Origin of the sequence: Vibrio taketomensis (assembly GCF_009938165.1) — a bacterium.
Lineage (GTDB): Bacteria > Pseudomonadota > Gammaproteobacteria > Enterobacterales > Vibrionaceae > Vibrio > Vibrio taketomensis.
Window position 1 is genome coordinate 2,652,504 of record NZ_AP019649.1, and the last position, 14,923, is coordinate 2,667,426.

Sequence of the window (14,923 nt, forward strand, 5' to 3'; positions counted from 1 at the left end):
CGATTTAGTGTGAGTTACGAATACTATTTCATGCTATTTTATTCGCCCACTAATTTAAAGACGATGAGGACCCGTGTGACAAAAGTTTGGTTGGCCTGTTTTGGTTTATTTAGCGCTGCTCTCGCGCACGCACAAGAAACGGAAACCACGGGTGACATTGATGTCCCATCTCCTTGGAATAGTGAGGTGGAATTCGGTTACCAAGCACACTCAGGTAATTCTGAATCAGAATCTTTAAACTCACGTATCGACGCTGAGTATATTCGTGGACGCCATCGAACAAACGGCGAGTGGAAGTTTTATCTACTTTACAAAGATGGTGAAGAAGATAAGCGCCAATCGAGTTACAGCCTACAGACGGACTATAAGCTCAGCCCCAAAACCTACCTTTACGGCAGTTTCAGCGGTATTGACTCGCGCTACAGCGCCTACTACCGAGATTATACGTTTTCTGGTGGTGTCGGTTACCAATTCACCAATACCGATACGCTACTCTTAGAAGTGGAAATTGGCCCGGGCTATCGCTATCAAGAACCGAATCTTGATGAGATCGATGATGACGATATTGTGTTCCCTGATATCGTGGAAGAGGCAATTTTCCGCGGTAAAGTGAATAGTAAATGGCAAGTCGTCGACAACCTTGCTCTGGGTGCGACGTTTACCTTAGTCAGCGGGCATAGTAACACTCGCATTGATACCGACCTGAATGCGACCAATGCCATTACCGAAGACATCGCGCTCAAGCTCGCCTATTCTCGCCAATACCACGACCGAGTGCCAGAAGGGCTGCAAAACTCAGACAGCATCTTCTCGGTTAATTTGCTGTTTGCCTTCTAAATCTCAAATTTCACGCATAAAAAAAGCACCTCAAAGAGGTGCTTTTAAAATACGTCTTGATACTGATATTAGTCAGCAGCAACAACTTGTAGGTTAACTGTAGCGAAAACTTCAGAGTGAAGTTGAACGCTGATCTCGAACTCACCAGTTGTACGTAGAGCGCCTTCAGGAAGACGAACTTCGCTCTTAACTACAGCAACGCCAGCAGCAGTGATTGCGTCAGCGATGTCGCGAGTACCGATAGAACCGAATAGTTTACCTTCGTCACCAGCTTTAGAAGCAATTACAACTGCTTCTAGAGCGTTAACTTGCTCTGCGCGAGCTTGTGCAGCAGCTAGTTGCTCAGCAACTTTAGCTTCTAGTTCAGCACGGCGAGTTTCGAACATTTCAACGTTAGCGCCAGTTGCCATAACTGCTTTACCTTGTGGGATAAGGAAGTTACGAGCGTAGCCTGATTTTACGTTTACTGTATCGCCAAGACCACCTAGGTTACCGATTTTATCAAGTAGAATAACTTGCATTGTTTAATCCTCTTTCTTAATAAACCGACCGATTACTGATGCTTGTCAGTGTACGGTAGTAGTGCTAGGTAGCGTGAACGCTTGATAGCGCGAGCTAGTTGACGTTGGTATTTAGCGCTTGTACCAGTGATACGGCTAGGAACGATTTTACCAGCTTCAGTGATGTAGTTTTTAAGAGTTGCTACGTCTTTGTAATCAATCTCTTGTACGCCTTCTGCAGTGAAACGGCAGAATTTACGACGACGGAAGAAACGAGCCATGGGCTATCTCCTGATCTTAAATTTGAGTTATGTTGTCGGCATGCAACACTAATTTACCTACGCCATTTCGGCCGGTTTGGTAAGCGACAAAGCCCCCTACCTTAATGTTACTGCCTTGTACTAAGTCTTGAGTTAATGCAGTTGACCTTGCCCCGCTGATGACGACTGGAATACGACAATAAACTTGGCGTGGTAAGTCGGCTTCAATCACTGTGGAACGGTGTTCTAACCAAAACTGGCAGTGCTCTATTCCACTTGGGCTTTTTCTACGAATCGGAGACTTAGCAACAGTGCCACTGAGCTCCATTCGATTGGTCATACAATCAATTACTCAGCTGCAGCTTCAGCACGCTCTTCACGCTTAGCAGAACGTTCTTCTTTCTGTTTAAGCATGATTGATGGCTCAGTGATAGCCGCTTTAGTACGCATGATCATGTTGCGTAGAACTGCATCGTTGTAACGGAAAGCAGTTTCTAGCTCATCGATAACAGCTTGGTCAGCTTCAACGTTCATTAGAACGTAGTGAGCTTTGTGAAGCTTGTTGATTGGGTACGCTAGTTGACGACGGCCCCAGTCTTCTAGACGGTGGATAGTACCGCCAGCTTCAGTGATTGAACCAGTGTAACGCTCGATCATGCCAGCAACTTGCTCGCTTTGATCTGGGTGCACCATGAATACGATTTCGTAATGACGCATGTGTTGCTCCTTACGGATTATTCAGCTTCCACAAATGGCTCGGTCATCCAGAGGAAGCAAGGAACGAAAGATAGTTGACCGAGAATTTAAGAGCACGAATAGTACAGAAAGAGAGCAGTTTAAGCAAGCAAAATATAAAAGTGGGAAAAGAGAGGAAAATCGCTGAAGCGCCCGTCACTCAGGCGCCTCTGGAAAGGTAGAGAAATCACTTAATCGTCATCGTCTTCATCGACAAACTGGGCTTGCAGATAGTTTTGAATACCCGTCATTTCAATCAAGCCAAGCTGAGTTTCCAGCCAATCAACATGTTCTTCCTCATCTTCGAGGATATCTTGAAACAGGTCACGAGAAACATAGTCGTGCACGTCTTCCGCATAAGCAATTGCGGCACGCAGGTCTGGGATAGCCATCATCTCAAGTTTCAAATCGCATTCGAGCATCTCTTTGGCGTCTTCGCCAATCATCAATTTGCCCAAGTCTTGCAAATTAGGAATGCCTTCGAGAAATAGAATACGCTCAATAAGATGATCGGCATGATTCATTTCATCGATGGATTCGTGGTACTCCTTGTCGGCCAGATGCTTTAAGCCCCAGTCTTTATACATGCGCGCATGCAAGAAATATTGATTGATGGCGATGAGCTCATTGCCAAGGATTTTATTGAGATGTTGGATGATGATGGGATCGCCTTTCATGGGAAACTCCTCCTTGTTGATTCCTATAACTCTAGAAGCAATCAACAGAGAGTCAAAAAGACGAGCCTTAGATTTAACTGGCTTGTTTGTACAATTGTGGTGCAGTTTCGTTAATTATCTGCTTAGCTTGCTTAATACACTTACCGCATTGAGAGCCAAGAGCGGTACATTTTTTAATACTACGCATATCCGCCACGCCCTCTTCCAGCACTAATTGTCTGATTTTTTTGTCGGATACACCGTGACATAAGCAAACGTACATTTCTAACCTCAAACACTACCGTTTCGTCATGAAATATAAACGAGAATAGTTCTTACTACTAGTTAGATTTATAAAATTTCTAAGACCGATTGGCTATATCGAAACTAAGAATTCAGCCAAGAACACAAAAAGAGAATTAAGAATGTTGAATAGGGGAATAGTGCTGGTCGCTAACCAATTGTTTTGTAGGTTTAGTTGAGTGACAAGTCATGGCCTGGGTGCCAGTTTTGATTATAACCAAAATGAAAAAGGGAAGCCTAAGCTTCCCTTTCTCTAGATGCGCATTCTTCTTACGAAGAAGTGTGCAAGTCTTAGCTAATTCTTAAGAATTAAGCGAAGATCTTAGCAACAACACCAGCACCTACTGTACGGCCACCTTCACGGATCGCGAAACGTAGACCTTCGTCCATTGCGATTGGTGCGATTAGCTCAACAGTCATTTGGATGTTGTCGCCTGGCATTACCATTTCTACGCCTTCTGGTAGAGAGATATCACCAGTTACGTCAGTTGTACGGAAGTAGAACTGTGGACGGTAGCCTTTGAAGAACGGAGTATGACGGCCGCCTTCATCTTTAGATAGTACGTATACTTCTGATTCGAACTTAGTGTGTGGAGTGATTGAACCAGGTTTAGCAAGAACTTGACCACGTTCAACTTCGTCACGCTTAGTACCACGTAGAAGTGCACCAACGTTCTCACCAGCACGACCTTCGTCAAGAAGCTTACGGAACATCTCAACACCAGTACAAGTAGTTGTTGTTGTATCTTTGATACCAACGATTGCTACTTCGTCACCTACACGTAGGATACCGCGCTCGATACGACCAGTTACTACTGTACCACGACCTTGGATTGAGAATACGTCTTCGATAGGCATTAGGAATGGCATATCGATTGCACGCTCAGGTTCTGGGATGTAAGTATCTAGTGCTTCAGCTAGTTCGATGATCTTAGCTTCCCACTGCTCTTCGCCGTTTAGTGCGCCTAGTGCAGAACCTTGGATAACTGGTAGGTCATCACCTGGGAAGTCGTATTCAGATAGAAGTTCACGAACTTCCATTTCTACTAGCTCTAGAAGCTCTTCATCATCAACCATGTCACATTTGTTCATGAATACGATGATGTAAGGGATACCAACCTGACGGCCTAGTAGGATGTGCTCACGAGTTTGTGGCATTGGACCATCAGTTGCAGCAACTACAAGGATACCACCGTCCATCTGTGCAGCACCAGTGATCATGTTTTTAACATAGTCAGCGTGTCCTGGACAGTCTACGTGTGCGTAGTGACGTGATGGAGTGTCGTACTCTACGTGTGAAGTAGAGATTGTGATACCGCGCTCACGCTCTTCTGGAGCGTTATCGATAGATGCGAAGTCACGAGCAGCACCGCCGTAAACTTTTGCAAGAGTAGTACAGATAGCTGCAGTTAGAGTTGTTTTACCGTGGTCAACGTGGCCGATAGTACCAACGTTTACGTGCGGTTTTACACGTTCAAATTTTTCTTTAGACACGTTCGTGTTCCTTCCTAGTTATGATTCGTCGTGATCAGAATTGATCATCGACGCGCCAGAATCTGCTATTTTATGCGCCAACGTCCGTCAGCGCAATATTTGGACGTATTGATCTGCAAAAAAGTCGTCGACTTTCTTTTGATCAATGCGACCTATTTAGTAACCACGCTCTGCAATGATTGCATCTGCAAAGTTCTTAGGTACTTCTGCGTACTCATTAAACTCCATAGAGTATGAGGCGCGACCCTGAGTTGCAGAACGTAGGTCTGTTGCATAACCAAACATTTGAGATAGCGGTACTTGAGCACGAATGATCTTAAGACCAGCGTGACCCTCATCCATACCTTCGATCATGCCGCGGCGACGGTTAAGGTCACCAACAACATCACCCATCCAATCTTCAGGCGTAGTTACTTCAACTTTCATCATTGGTTCAAGAATGACTGGACTAGCTTCTAGTGCGCCCTTCTTGAATGCCATTGAACCTGCGATCTTAAACGCCATTTCGCTTGAATCGACATCGTGGTAAGAACCATCAAATAGTGTAGCTTTAATGTCTAGAACTGGGTAGCCAGCTAGAACACCACTATTCATTTGTTCTTCGATACCTTTCGCTACAGAGCTAATGTACTCTTTAGGAACTGCACCACCCACGATCTCATCAACAAAGACGAAACCTTCACCCAGTTCTGAAGGCTCAAGTTTGATCCATACGTGACCGTATTGACCGCGACCGCCAGATTGACGGACGAACTTGCCTTCCACTTCCGCTGTGCCACGAATGGTTTCACGGTAAGCAACCTGAGGTTTACCAACGTTACAATCAACGCTGAATTCACGCTTCATACGATCAACGATGATATCTAGGTGAAGTTCACCCATACCAGAGATCAGAGTCTGACCTGTTTCGTCGTCGGTTTCCACGCGGAAAGACGGGTCTTCTGCCGCTAGTTTACCTAGTGCAATACCCATCTTGTCTTGATCTGCTTGCGAGCGAGGCTCTACTGCAATCTGAATTACTGGCTCTGGGAATTCCATGCGCTCAAGAATCACTTTATGGTTCTGATCACATAGCGTTTCACCCGTGGTCACATCTTTCAGACCGATGGCAGCAGCGATATCGCCAGCGCGAATCTCTTTAATTTCTTCACGCTTATTGGCATGCATCTGAACGATACGGCCAAAGCGTTCTTTCTTGCCTTTTACTGAGTTGTAAACTGAATCACCTGTATTCACCACACCTGAGTATACGCGCATGAAAGTTAACGTACCCACGAATGGGTCAGTTGCAATCTTAAATGCTAGAGCTGCGAACGGTTCGTTGTCGTCAGCGTGACGCTCAACTTCGTTCTCGTCATCGTCGATACCTTTAATCGCAGGTACATCAACTGGAGACGGTAAGTATTCAACCACTGCGTCTAGTACTGCTTGCACGCCTTTGTTCTTAAACGCACTACCACAAGTAGCCAGTACGATTTCGTTGTTTAGCGTACGAGTACGTAGAGCTTGCTTGATCTCTACTTCAGACAATTCGCCTTCTTCAAGGTATTTGTCCATTAGCTCTTCACTTGCTTCTGCTGCCGCTTCAACTAGGTTGTTGCGCCACTCTTCAGCAAGCTCTTGCATGTCAGCTGGAATGTCTTCGTAAGTGAACGACATGCCTTGATCGGCTTCATTCCAGTTGATCATTTTCATCTTGATAAGGTCGATAACACCTTTGAACTCTTCTTCTGCACCAACGTTTAGCTGGATTGGAACCGGGTTCGCACCAAGACGCGTTTTAATTTGATCGACAACGCGTAGGAAGTCTGCGCCAGTACGGTCCATCTTGTTTACGAATACCATACGTGGAACTTGGTATTTATCAGCTTGACGCCATACAGTTTCAGACTGAGGTTCAACACCAGATGAGCCACAGAATACAACTACTGCACCATCAAGTACGCGCAGAGAACGTTCAACTTCGATGGTGAAGTCTACGTGTCCTGGGGTGTCGATGATGTTGATGCGGTGATCTTGGAATTGTGCTTCCATACCACGCCAGAAAGTTGTCGTAGCAGCAGAAGTGATTGTGATACCACGCTCTTGCTCTTGCTCCATCCAGTCCATGGTTGCTGCACCATCGTGAACTTCGCCGATTTTGTGAGAAAGGCCGGTGTAGAACAGAATACGTTCAGTTGTGGTAGTTTTACCTGCATCTACGTGCGCACAGATACCGATATTACGGTAGCGCTCAATAGGAGTTTTACGGGCCACGGTTGAATCCTCTTAACGTAGGGACTATTGCTATGCCCAAGGAGAAAGTAAAAAAACCTAACCCCCAGATATAGCAATAGTTCCTAGCAAATGCATAGGAACTAAAGAAGTGCTGCAAGGAACCTTGCAGCACAAAAAAGGTATTACCAGCGGTAATGAGCGAATGCTTTGTTCGCTTCTGCCATACGGTGAACGTCTTCACGTTTCTTAACAGCAGTACCTTTGTTTTCTGACGCGTCTAGCATTTCAGCAGCTAGGCGAGCAGCCATAGATTTTTCACCACGCTTGCGCGCAGCTTCAACAACCCAGCGCATAGCAAGTGCGTTACGGCGAACCGGACGTACTTCTACTGGCACTTGGTAAGTTGAACCACCTACACGGCGAGATTTAACTTCTACCGCTGGGCGTACATTTTCAAGAGCTTCTTCAAATACAGCTAGGTGATCTTTACCAGATTTCTCAGCCATAGTGTCTAGTGCAGTGTAAACGATTTTCTCTGCAGTAGATTTTTTACCGTCAACCATTAGGATGTTAACGAATTTTGCCAGCAGTTCAGATTTGAACTTTGGATCTGGAAGGATCTTACGCTGACCAATAACGCGACGACGTGGCATGGATTTTCTCCGTTGTCTTCTTCAGGTTTTATCCAAAACTTTTCAGTTTTTTCAAAAAATTCAAAATAATTTAGTGTTTGGCCTTACTTAACGGAATCCATTAAGACTTAGGACGTTTCACACCGTACTTAGAACGACCTTGTTTACGGTCGTTTACGCCAGCACAGTCTAGTGCGCCGCGAACAGTGTGGTAACGCACACCTGGAAGGTCTTTAACACGACCACCACGGATTAGAACAACAGAGTGCTCTTGAAGGTTGTGACCTTCACCGCCGATGTACGAAGTCACTTCGAAGCCGTTCGTTAGACGAACACGACATACTTTACGAAGTGCTGAGTTAGGTTTTTTAGGTGTAGTAGTGTAAACACGAGTACATACACCACGTTTTTGTGGGCACGCTTCTAGTGCAGGCACGTTGCTTTTAACAACTTGCTTTGCACGTGGCTTACGTACCAACTGGTTAATAGTTGCCATTAACTAGCTCCTGATTTACTTGAAAGTAAGCTTTGTGAAAAATCTAGCCCCGAATTACCAAAGGCAATACGGGACGCAAAATTCTATGCAGCAGTGAGATGTGTGTCAAGAAATATACAGATCTTTTTTAAACATCGAGTGAGTGATATCACTTCACTGCAATTTGAATCGCTTACCTAGCTTAATTCCAGGTAAGTGATTGAGAGTGGCTTGCAGTCAAATCAACCAACTGCAAGTAATCGATCGGTTGAATTGAAGGACTGACACGATTTTGAATACCTCGTGCTTGCACATCGGCTAGCAACACAAACACTTCCTTTGTTTTGAGTATAGAAAACAACGGATGTTGTGCATTACTCAAATAGGCCGCCTCTTCAATCAGTACCACTTGATCGCCTTGAGCGTAAACAGCGTTGAGTTCATTCAACGCAGCTTGGGATTTTACGATATGCAGCATATGACCTCTTAAAATGAGAGAAGTTTGCCCGCTTGGTGCAATTGCATGCTCAAAGCCTCGGAGTCAAGACGCTCTGCATCAATCACTAAATCAGCCTGAGCTAAACCGCGCAGTTCCAGTGATGTCTGACAAACGTAAACTTGTTCAATATCATACAGGTCAAACAATTTTAGCATCGGCGCATAATCTTTACTTAAGATCTCACTAGGCTGCTGTCCTTGGAGCAATTGATAGACCCCATCGCCAGTGAAGATAACACTGATGTCTTCGCAATATGCCGATGCGGCTAACAGCGCATCCACCCCCTCACGGCCTGCACTGGAGCTATGGGGAGCACTACGAAATAGGTAAGTTAACTGACTCAAAACTGCACCACTCTATCTTGAGTAAGCATGGCTTCGGCTAAGCTACCTAGCCCTGCTTGATGAAACCCTTCAGCCAAATTGTGTTGAGCTAAACCATGTTGATTAGCTTCACTTTCACTCACGACACCACGACGCAATGCCGCTGCAACACAAGTTTCAAGTCGCACATTGTGTTGAGCCGCCAACGCTTGCCACGCTTTGGTTAAATCAAATTCATCGTTAGCTGGCACGGTTAAACCACTACCGTTCGTCACACCATCTTGATAGAAAAACACACTCACTAGAGTGTGTCCTTTCTCAATCACTGCTTTAGCAAACTGATAGGCGCTACGGGCGGATTGGCTGCCGTAAACCGGCCCATTGACGACTAGAGTGTAAGTCAAACTCACTTCTCATCGTCCTCAGTTTTACGCTGACGGATGTAAAGGTATACCGTGTGTTTTGAGATATTCAAACGATCGGCCACGCGGTTAATCGCATCTTTGATATCAAAAATACCCTTATCGTACAGCTCCATTACGATCTGACGGTTCTTAGTATTGTTCGATACAGATTTATCCGCGTTGATTTCCTCAATGGTGCGCTCAACCGTTTGATCCACCAGCTCTTCCACATCGCTGGCAAAGTTTACTGATGACGCGGCATCTTTAGCTTCTTGCGTTGGCATAAAAGATTGCAGCACTTGTGAGAATGGCGCATCAAGATTGACGTTAACGCATAGCAGACCAATAACACGATTGTCTCCATTACGAATAGCCACGGTGATTGACTTCATCAATACACCGCCTTTAGCACGAGTAAAGTAGCTGCGAGAGAAGTTGCGCTCAGAACCTTCAATGTCCTTAAGCATTTTTAACGCAAGATCGGTAATTGGCGAACCTACTTGGCGACCAGTGTTTTCACCATTGGCGATTTTAATTGCCGAGGTATTAAGATCTTCTAATGAGTGCAGCACTATTTCACAAAACGGGCCAATTAAGCTCGCAATGCCGTCTACGACTGCTTCGTAAGATCTGAGGATCTGCTTGTCGTGCTCACTGAATGGCATCACATTGACGGATTCCATTTCGAGCAACATCTCCGTATTTAAGGTTTCTGTCGTCGTCACTTTATTAAGCCTTCGAGCGAATAATCAACAAATTGATGTAAGTTTATCAGAAATTTTGAATAGAACACTAAGCTATAAGGCTAACTAGTGATTTAGGACAAATAAATCCTACCTCTGAAACAACTATTTAGAGGGTTATCACTGTATTTATGAGGAAGATATGCAGCGGTGCGAAAATAAAAAAGGCTCAGTTTCCTGAGCCTTTAGCAATAGATTCACCGACTTTATTGAGCGGCTTGATCACCATTGTCGATACTGACTAGCTCAACTTCGAAAACTAAGGTTGAGTTAGCTGGAATGCTTGGTGTGTCTTGATCGCCGTATGCTAGCTCTGGCGGAATTACGAATTCAAACTTAGAACCCACAGGCATTAACTGCACGCCCTCTGTCCATCCAGGAATCACGCGGTTAAGTGGGAAAGTCGCCGTTTCACCACGATCGTACGAACTGTCAAACTGAGTACCATCGATTAGCGTGCCTTTGTAGTGCACTTCAACCGTATCAGTATCTTTTGGCTTTTCGCCTTCTGCTGGTTTAAGTACTTTGTACATCAAACCCGATGCTGTCGTGGTAACGCCTTCTTCTTTTGCAAATTTAGCACGGAAATCATCACCCGCTTTTTTGCTTTCAGCTGCTTTTTCAGCCGCTTGTTTTTGCATATTTTCAGCAACACGCTTATCTAGACTTTCTAACGCAACACGAATTTCATCTTCGTTCAGTGCCGCTTTGCCAGCAAACGTATCTTCGATACCCTTAAGTACCATGTCTTTTTTCAGATCGATACCGATTTCACTTGGCTTATCGATGCTTTGTGCTAGGTAAGTAGCAAAAGATGCACCAATCGCGTATGCCGCTTTATCATCTTCCGAATTAAAGTGAACCGCTTTCTCAGCTTGTACTTGCTCAACGGCAGGTGCGACTTCTTTTTTTGGCTCTTCTTCTTTTTGACAGCCAACCGCCAGCATTACGGTTGCTGCAAGCAGTGACACTTTAAATATTGATTTCATTGATTTCTCCAAATTATGGCATTTGTCGTTGTGCACAAATTCTGAATAAAAACTGGTGTACGTTCAGTTGATGTACCAATATACCCAATATACGTTCAAATTAATGAAAACCAAGTAGATATTTGGAACTTTAATGCGATTATTTTAAAACCTTTGTTTGTTACCTTTGTCAGCATAGCGTTAAACGGCTGCTTTTTCTCGAATTCAGACGATCAGCGCTGGGAACTCGAGCCTAGCGGAACGAGTAGCCTCGCATTAAGTCGCGATGCTCGATTTGCATTGCTTTACTCTAAACAGCAACAACTGGTTCTATGGGATCTGCAAGAGTCTCAACCACTGGCTGAGTTGGGCCCACAAGATCAACAAACCAGTACCGTTTCCCACATCAAGATCTCCGATAACGGTCGCTACGCGATTACCGCAAGTCAAACCAATTTTGCCGTTTGGGATCTCGCTTGGACCCAAGCCAAAGGATTGTGGTCAATTTCTGATGGCACTATTCGTGATGTCGATATTGCCAATAATGGCGAGCGAGTGTTGCTTGGCCTAACCAACGGTAAAGCAATCTATGTCAACTTAGTCACCGGACGTCGCATGGAGTTCCTTGCTCATCGAGAAAAAGTCAATTCCGTCGCGCTTTCTCCCAACGGTCGCTTTGCTCTGACCGGCGGTAATGATTACAACGCCTATTTATGGGATACCACCAGCGGGCAAGCGCTGCACAAATTTGAACATGAGCAACGTGTAAACCGCGTAGCGCTGCATCGTGATGGTAAATATGGTTTTACCTCGGATGGTGGGAATCACGCCGTGGTCTGGAATTTAGTCACCGGTGAAGAAATCGCTCAACTGAGCAGTTTTTCACGCCAACTTATTTTCTCAACAGCACGCTTTTCTGATGACGGACAAATGCTTATCACTGGTACTCCATCCAGCCGAGTAATGATTTGGGATACTCAAAATGGTAAACAACTAGATCGGTTTGAGACGGAACCGCTAAAAGATGCTCGTCCTCCGAGATCAGTAGTGTATGATGCTGCCTTTGACCATCACGGCCGTGTAGTGACTGGCACTTCTGCTGGCATCGCTCAAGCTTGGAAACTCGATTAATATCATGACAGAAAAGCAGATCATTGAATTAGAAAACCGCATTAACGACTTGGAGTGTCAACTCGCTTTCCAAGAAGAGACTATTGACACACTAAATGATGCATTGAGCCAACAGCAATTACAGATCAGTAAAATGCTGGATCAAATGAAGTATGTGGTTGGTAAAGTAAAGAATATGGACTCTTCCAATCTAGCGGATCCTTCAGAAGAGACACCACCACCTCATTACTAACAAGATGGTGGGATAAGGTGAGCACTCAGGCTTAAGCAAAGCAGTAAGCAATCACAGCTCCAGCGACCACTAGACAACCGCCAATTCGGCGCAAATGCGTGTCAGGTTGCTGACTTAACTCTGCCACCATTGCTCGCCATCCATTCGGCGCAAGTAGTGGACCTAATCCTTCGACGATTAATACTAAGCCAATGGCTAACCAGATTGAATCTGACATCTTCTATCTCTCTCAGTCGCTAGGTAAAAACAAACCTAACACTATCAAAAAAGGCTCCTTACGGAGCCTTTTGCTTATCGATTACCAAAGACGCTTACTTAACGCCTTTTGCATTATTCATGTATTGGAAGAACTCACTGTTCGGATCCAGTACGAGAATATCGCTCTTCTCGCTAAATGATTTCTCATACGCTTTTAGTGAGCGAACAAAGCTGAAGAATTCAGGATCTTTGTTGTAAGCATCTGCGTAGATTTTCGCCGCCTCTGCATCCGCATCACCTCGAGTTACTCGAGCTGTTTTGTCTGCTTCAGCAAGAATGGTTGCTACTTCTAGTTCAGCTTGCGCACGGATAACTTCCGCTTGCTCACGACCTTGAGAACGGAATTGGCGAGCAACCGATTCACGCTCAGCACGCATACGATCGTAGATTGACTTACTGATACTGTCAGGAAGGTTGATCTTCTTCATTCGGAAATCAACGATATGAATACCTAAGTCTTCCATCGCATCTTTACGAGTGCCGTTAAGAACGTTCTTCATGATGATGTCACGTTCGCCATCAATCTCTAATGCTTCTTTCGCTGCTTCAGTGGTAACTTCCGCTTCGTCATCCGGCAAGATGGTGCTGTTGCGTGGACCAGATACAATCTGTTTGATTTCACGAGCACCGATTTCAGAACGCAAAACGTCTGTTACTTTACGGCTCAACAGTGTTTGCGCTGTTGCTACGTTACCGCCGCCAGTCGCTAGATAGTATTGACCAAAGTCTTCAATACGCCATTTCACATACGAGTCGATGATTACGTCTTTTTTCTCAGACGTTACGAAACGGTCAGCACGACCATCCATCGTTTGAATACGTGCGTCTAACGTATTTACACGATCAAACAATGGCATTTTAAAGTGAAGGCCAGGTTCATAAATACGTGCGATTTCATTATTGTCTTTCAGTACACGACCGAAGCGAATAACGATACCACGCTCCCCTTCAGGGATAACGAATAGTGACATTAGCATCAGCACTAACGCGACAACTAATACAGGGATCATTAACTTACGCATTATTAATATCTCCCTTGACGTGTCGTAGATGAGCGTGAAGTTGAGTCAGAACTCGGAATATTCAACTGAGGCTCCAATTCAATTTGGTCATACGCAGACGTTTGTTGAGTGGTGTCTTTCTTAGCGCCGCTCTTCTCACCTGCCAGTTTATCAATTGGTAGGTAAAGTAGATTGCCGCTCGATTCAGAATCAATCAACACTTTCGACGTATTTGCGTACACACGTTCCATAGTATCTAGGTACAGACGATCACGCGTTACTTTTGGCGCAGCTTGATACTCTGGTAGTAGTTTCTCGAACTGAGCAACTTGACCCAAGGCACCATTGATTGTGCGCTCACTGTAACCTTGTGCTTCTTTCAATAAACGTTCCGCACGACCTTTCGCTTTAGGAATGATGTCGTTTTGGTAAGCTTCTGCTTCACGTTTGAAACGTTGCGCATCCTCACGAGAAGCTGTTGCATCATCAAATGCATCTTTTACTTCTTCTGGCGGACGAGCATCTTCAAAGTTCACCGCGACAACTTCGATACCCATGTCGTAACTATCAACAATCTTCTCAAGCGTTACTTGAGTGTTTTGACGAATTGATAAACGACCGCTGGTTAGAATGCTATCCATCAATGAGTCACCGATTACTGCACGTAGTGCAGAATCCGTAGCTTGACGCAAGCTGTCATCAGCGTTGGTTACACGGAATAAATATTTATATGGATCAGCGACACGATATTGCACGTCCATCGCAACTGTTACTACGTTTTCATCTTTGGTCAGCATTAGACCTGATGAACGTAGCGAACGAATCGCTTGTACGTTAACAGGTGTCACTTCGTCGATAAAACGAGGACGCCAGTTAAGACCAGGATCGACCACACGGTCGTATTTACCTAGTCGCAGAACAACACCGCGCTCTGCTTCGCCAATAGTGTAAAAACCAGCAAAGAACCAAATTGCTACCGCAATCGCAGCGATCACACCAAAACCTAGTGCACCGCCACCACCGATAGTTGGGCCTTTACCGCCTTTTCCACCAAACTTTCCACCCAGTTTCTGACTCAGTTTATTGAAGACTTCGTCTAAGTCTGGCGGTCCTTGATCACGGCCACCTTTGTTACCGCGATTATTATTACCCCAAGGGTCGTTATCGCGGCCATTGTTGCCGTTATTATTACCAGGCTCATTCCACGCCATTAGAAAGCTCCATCATTTGATATGACGTTATACTGTAGCAGTCA

At 45.0% G+C, this 14,923-nt stretch carries 21 protein-coding genes; 3 read left to right on the top strand and 18 right to left on the bottom strand.

Annotated elements, in window-relative coordinates:
• The first annotated feature begins 75 nt into the window (after window positions 1-75).
• Window positions 76-837 carry a DUF481 domain-containing protein gene (locus tag Vt282_RS12265; protein WP_174238887.1) on the top strand — a complete coding sequence of 254 codons (762 nt, stop codon included), beginning with the start codon at window positions 76-78 and terminating at the stop codon, window positions 835-837.
• 68 nt (window positions 838-905) lie between these two features.
• Here the strand turns inward: Vt282_RS12265 and rplI are convergent, their stop codons facing one another.
• The 15 genes from rplI to fkpA all read right to left on the bottom strand — a co-directional run bounded on the left by rplI (window position 906) and on the right by fkpA (window position 11,067).
• Window positions 906-1,358, bottom strand: a complete 453-nt coding sequence (rplI, locus tag Vt282_RS12270) for a 50S ribosomal protein L9 (RefSeq protein ID WP_162045474.1) — start codon at window positions 1,356-1,358, stop codon at window positions 906-908.
• Window positions 1,359-1,390: 32 nt separating this feature from the next.
• Entirely contained in the window at window positions 1,391-1,618 is a 228-nt protein-coding gene (gene rpsR, locus Vt282_RS12275; protein WP_000090472.1) for a 30S ribosomal protein S18, read from the bottom strand.
• A gap of 16 nt (window positions 1,619-1,634) precedes the next feature.
• Window positions 1,635-1,937, bottom strand: coding sequence for a primosomal replication protein N (gene priB, locus Vt282_RS12280; RefSeq protein ID WP_162045473.1), 303 nt, complete (start codon window positions 1,935-1,937; stop codon window positions 1,635-1,637).
• A gap of 8 nt (window positions 1,938-1,945) precedes the next feature.
• Complete coding sequence (rpsF, locus tag Vt282_RS12285; protein WP_075652511.1) at window positions 1,946-2,314, bottom strand: 30S ribosomal protein S6; 369 nt, start codon at window positions 2,312-2,314, stop codon at window positions 1,946-1,948.
• A 209-nt stretch (window positions 2,315-2,523) separates the two neighbouring features.
• Window positions 2,524-3,009: a bacterioferritin gene (bfr, locus tag Vt282_RS12290; RefSeq protein WP_162045472.1), complete on the bottom strand. Its 486-nt coding sequence runs from the start codon at window positions 3,007-3,009 to the stop codon at window positions 2,524-2,526.
• A gap of 73 nt (window positions 3,010-3,082) precedes the next feature.
• Entirely contained in the window at window positions 3,083-3,271 is a 189-nt protein-coding gene (locus tag Vt282_RS12295) for a (2Fe-2S)-binding protein (RefSeq protein WP_162063516.1), read from the bottom strand.
• A 329-nt stretch (window positions 3,272-3,600) separates the two neighbouring features.
• Window positions 3,601-4,785 (bottom strand): elongation factor Tu, encoded by a 1,185-nt coding sequence (tuf, locus tag Vt282_RS12300; protein ID WP_162045470.1) that lies wholly within the window; start codon window positions 4,783-4,785, stop codon window positions 3,601-3,603.
• A 156-nt stretch (window positions 4,786-4,941) separates the two neighbouring features.
• The gene (gene fusA / locus Vt282_RS12305; RefSeq protein WP_162045469.1) at window positions 4,942-7,041 is read right to left on the bottom strand and encodes an elongation factor G; all 2,100 of its coding nucleotides are present in this window, start codon (window positions 7,039-7,041) and stop codon (window positions 4,942-4,944) included.
• 143 nt (window positions 7,042-7,184) lie between these two features.
• Window positions 7,185-7,655: a 30S ribosomal protein S7 gene (rpsG, locus tag Vt282_RS12310; RefSeq protein ID WP_053397177.1), complete on the bottom strand. Its 471-nt coding sequence runs from the start codon at window positions 7,653-7,655 to the stop codon at window positions 7,185-7,187.
• Window positions 7,656-7,755: 100 nt separating this feature from the next.
• The gene (gene rpsL / locus Vt282_RS12315; RefSeq protein WP_004399892.1) at window positions 7,756-8,130 is read right to left on the bottom strand and encodes a 30S ribosomal protein S12; all 375 of its coding nucleotides are present in this window, start codon (window positions 8,128-8,130) and stop codon (window positions 7,756-7,758) included.
• A 181-nt stretch (window positions 8,131-8,311) separates the two neighbouring features.
• Window positions 8,312-8,587, bottom strand: coding sequence for a sulfurtransferase complex subunit TusB (gene tusB, locus Vt282_RS12320; RefSeq protein WP_162063517.1), 276 nt, complete (start codon window positions 8,585-8,587; stop codon window positions 8,312-8,314).
• Window positions 8,588-8,595: 8 nt separating this feature from the next.
• Window positions 8,596-8,952, bottom strand: coding sequence for a sulfurtransferase complex subunit TusC (gene tusC, locus Vt282_RS12325; RefSeq protein ID WP_162063518.1), 357 nt, complete (start codon window positions 8,950-8,952; stop codon window positions 8,596-8,598).
• Window positions 8,949-9,335, bottom strand: coding sequence for a sulfurtransferase complex subunit TusD (gene tusD / locus Vt282_RS12330; RefSeq protein WP_162063519.1), 387 nt, complete (start codon window positions 9,333-9,335; stop codon window positions 8,949-8,951). Before tusD ends, tusC begins: the two co-directional genes overlap by 4 nt.
• A 2-nt stretch (window positions 9,336-9,337) precedes the next feature.
• Window positions 9,338-10,060 (bottom strand): helix-turn-helix transcriptional regulator, encoded by a 723-nt coding sequence (locus tag Vt282_RS12335; protein ID WP_162045465.1) that lies wholly within the window; start codon window positions 10,058-10,060, stop codon window positions 9,338-9,340.
• Window positions 10,061-10,284: 224 nt separating this feature from the next.
• Entirely contained in the window at window positions 10,285-11,067 is a 783-nt protein-coding gene (gene fkpA / locus Vt282_RS12340; protein ID WP_162045464.1) for an FKBP-type peptidyl-prolyl cis-trans isomerase, read from the bottom strand.
• Between the two features lie 153 nt (window positions 11,068-11,220).
• Here fkpA and Vt282_RS12345 point away from each other — a divergent pair, with 153 nt between their 5' ends.
• Together Vt282_RS12345 and Vt282_RS12350 are read left to right on the top strand one after the other, a co-directional pair.
• Window positions 11,221-12,177 (top strand): WD40 repeat domain-containing protein, encoded by a 957-nt coding sequence (locus Vt282_RS12345; RefSeq protein ID WP_232055055.1) that lies wholly within the window; start codon window positions 11,221-11,223, stop codon window positions 12,175-12,177.
• 4 nt (window positions 12,178-12,181) lie between these two features.
• Complete coding sequence (locus Vt282_RS12350; protein ID WP_162045462.1) at window positions 12,182-12,409, top strand: SlyX family protein; 228 nt, start codon at window positions 12,182-12,184, stop codon at window positions 12,407-12,409.
• A 31-nt stretch (window positions 12,410-12,440) separates the two neighbouring features.
• Here Vt282_RS12350 and Vt282_RS12355 read toward each other — a convergent pair whose 3' ends face one another.
• From Vt282_RS12355 to hflK, 3 genes are all read right to left on the bottom strand, one after another.
• Entirely contained in the window at window positions 12,441-12,626 is a 186-nt protein-coding gene (locus tag Vt282_RS12355; protein ID WP_162063520.1) for a DUF2065 domain-containing protein, read from the bottom strand.
• A 94-nt stretch (window positions 12,627-12,720) separates the two neighbouring features.
• Window positions 12,721-13,689: a protease modulator HflC gene (hflC, locus tag Vt282_RS12360; RefSeq protein ID WP_162045460.1), complete on the bottom strand. Its 969-nt coding sequence runs from the start codon at window positions 13,687-13,689 to the stop codon at window positions 12,721-12,723.
• Window positions 13,690-13,691: 2 nt separating this feature from the next.
• A complete protein-coding gene (gene hflK / locus Vt282_RS12365; protein WP_162045459.1) occupies window positions 13,692-14,879 on the bottom strand; it encodes an FtsH protease activity modulator HflK in 1,188 nt (395 codons plus the stop codon).
• Window positions 14,880-14,923 lie beyond the last annotated feature (44 nt).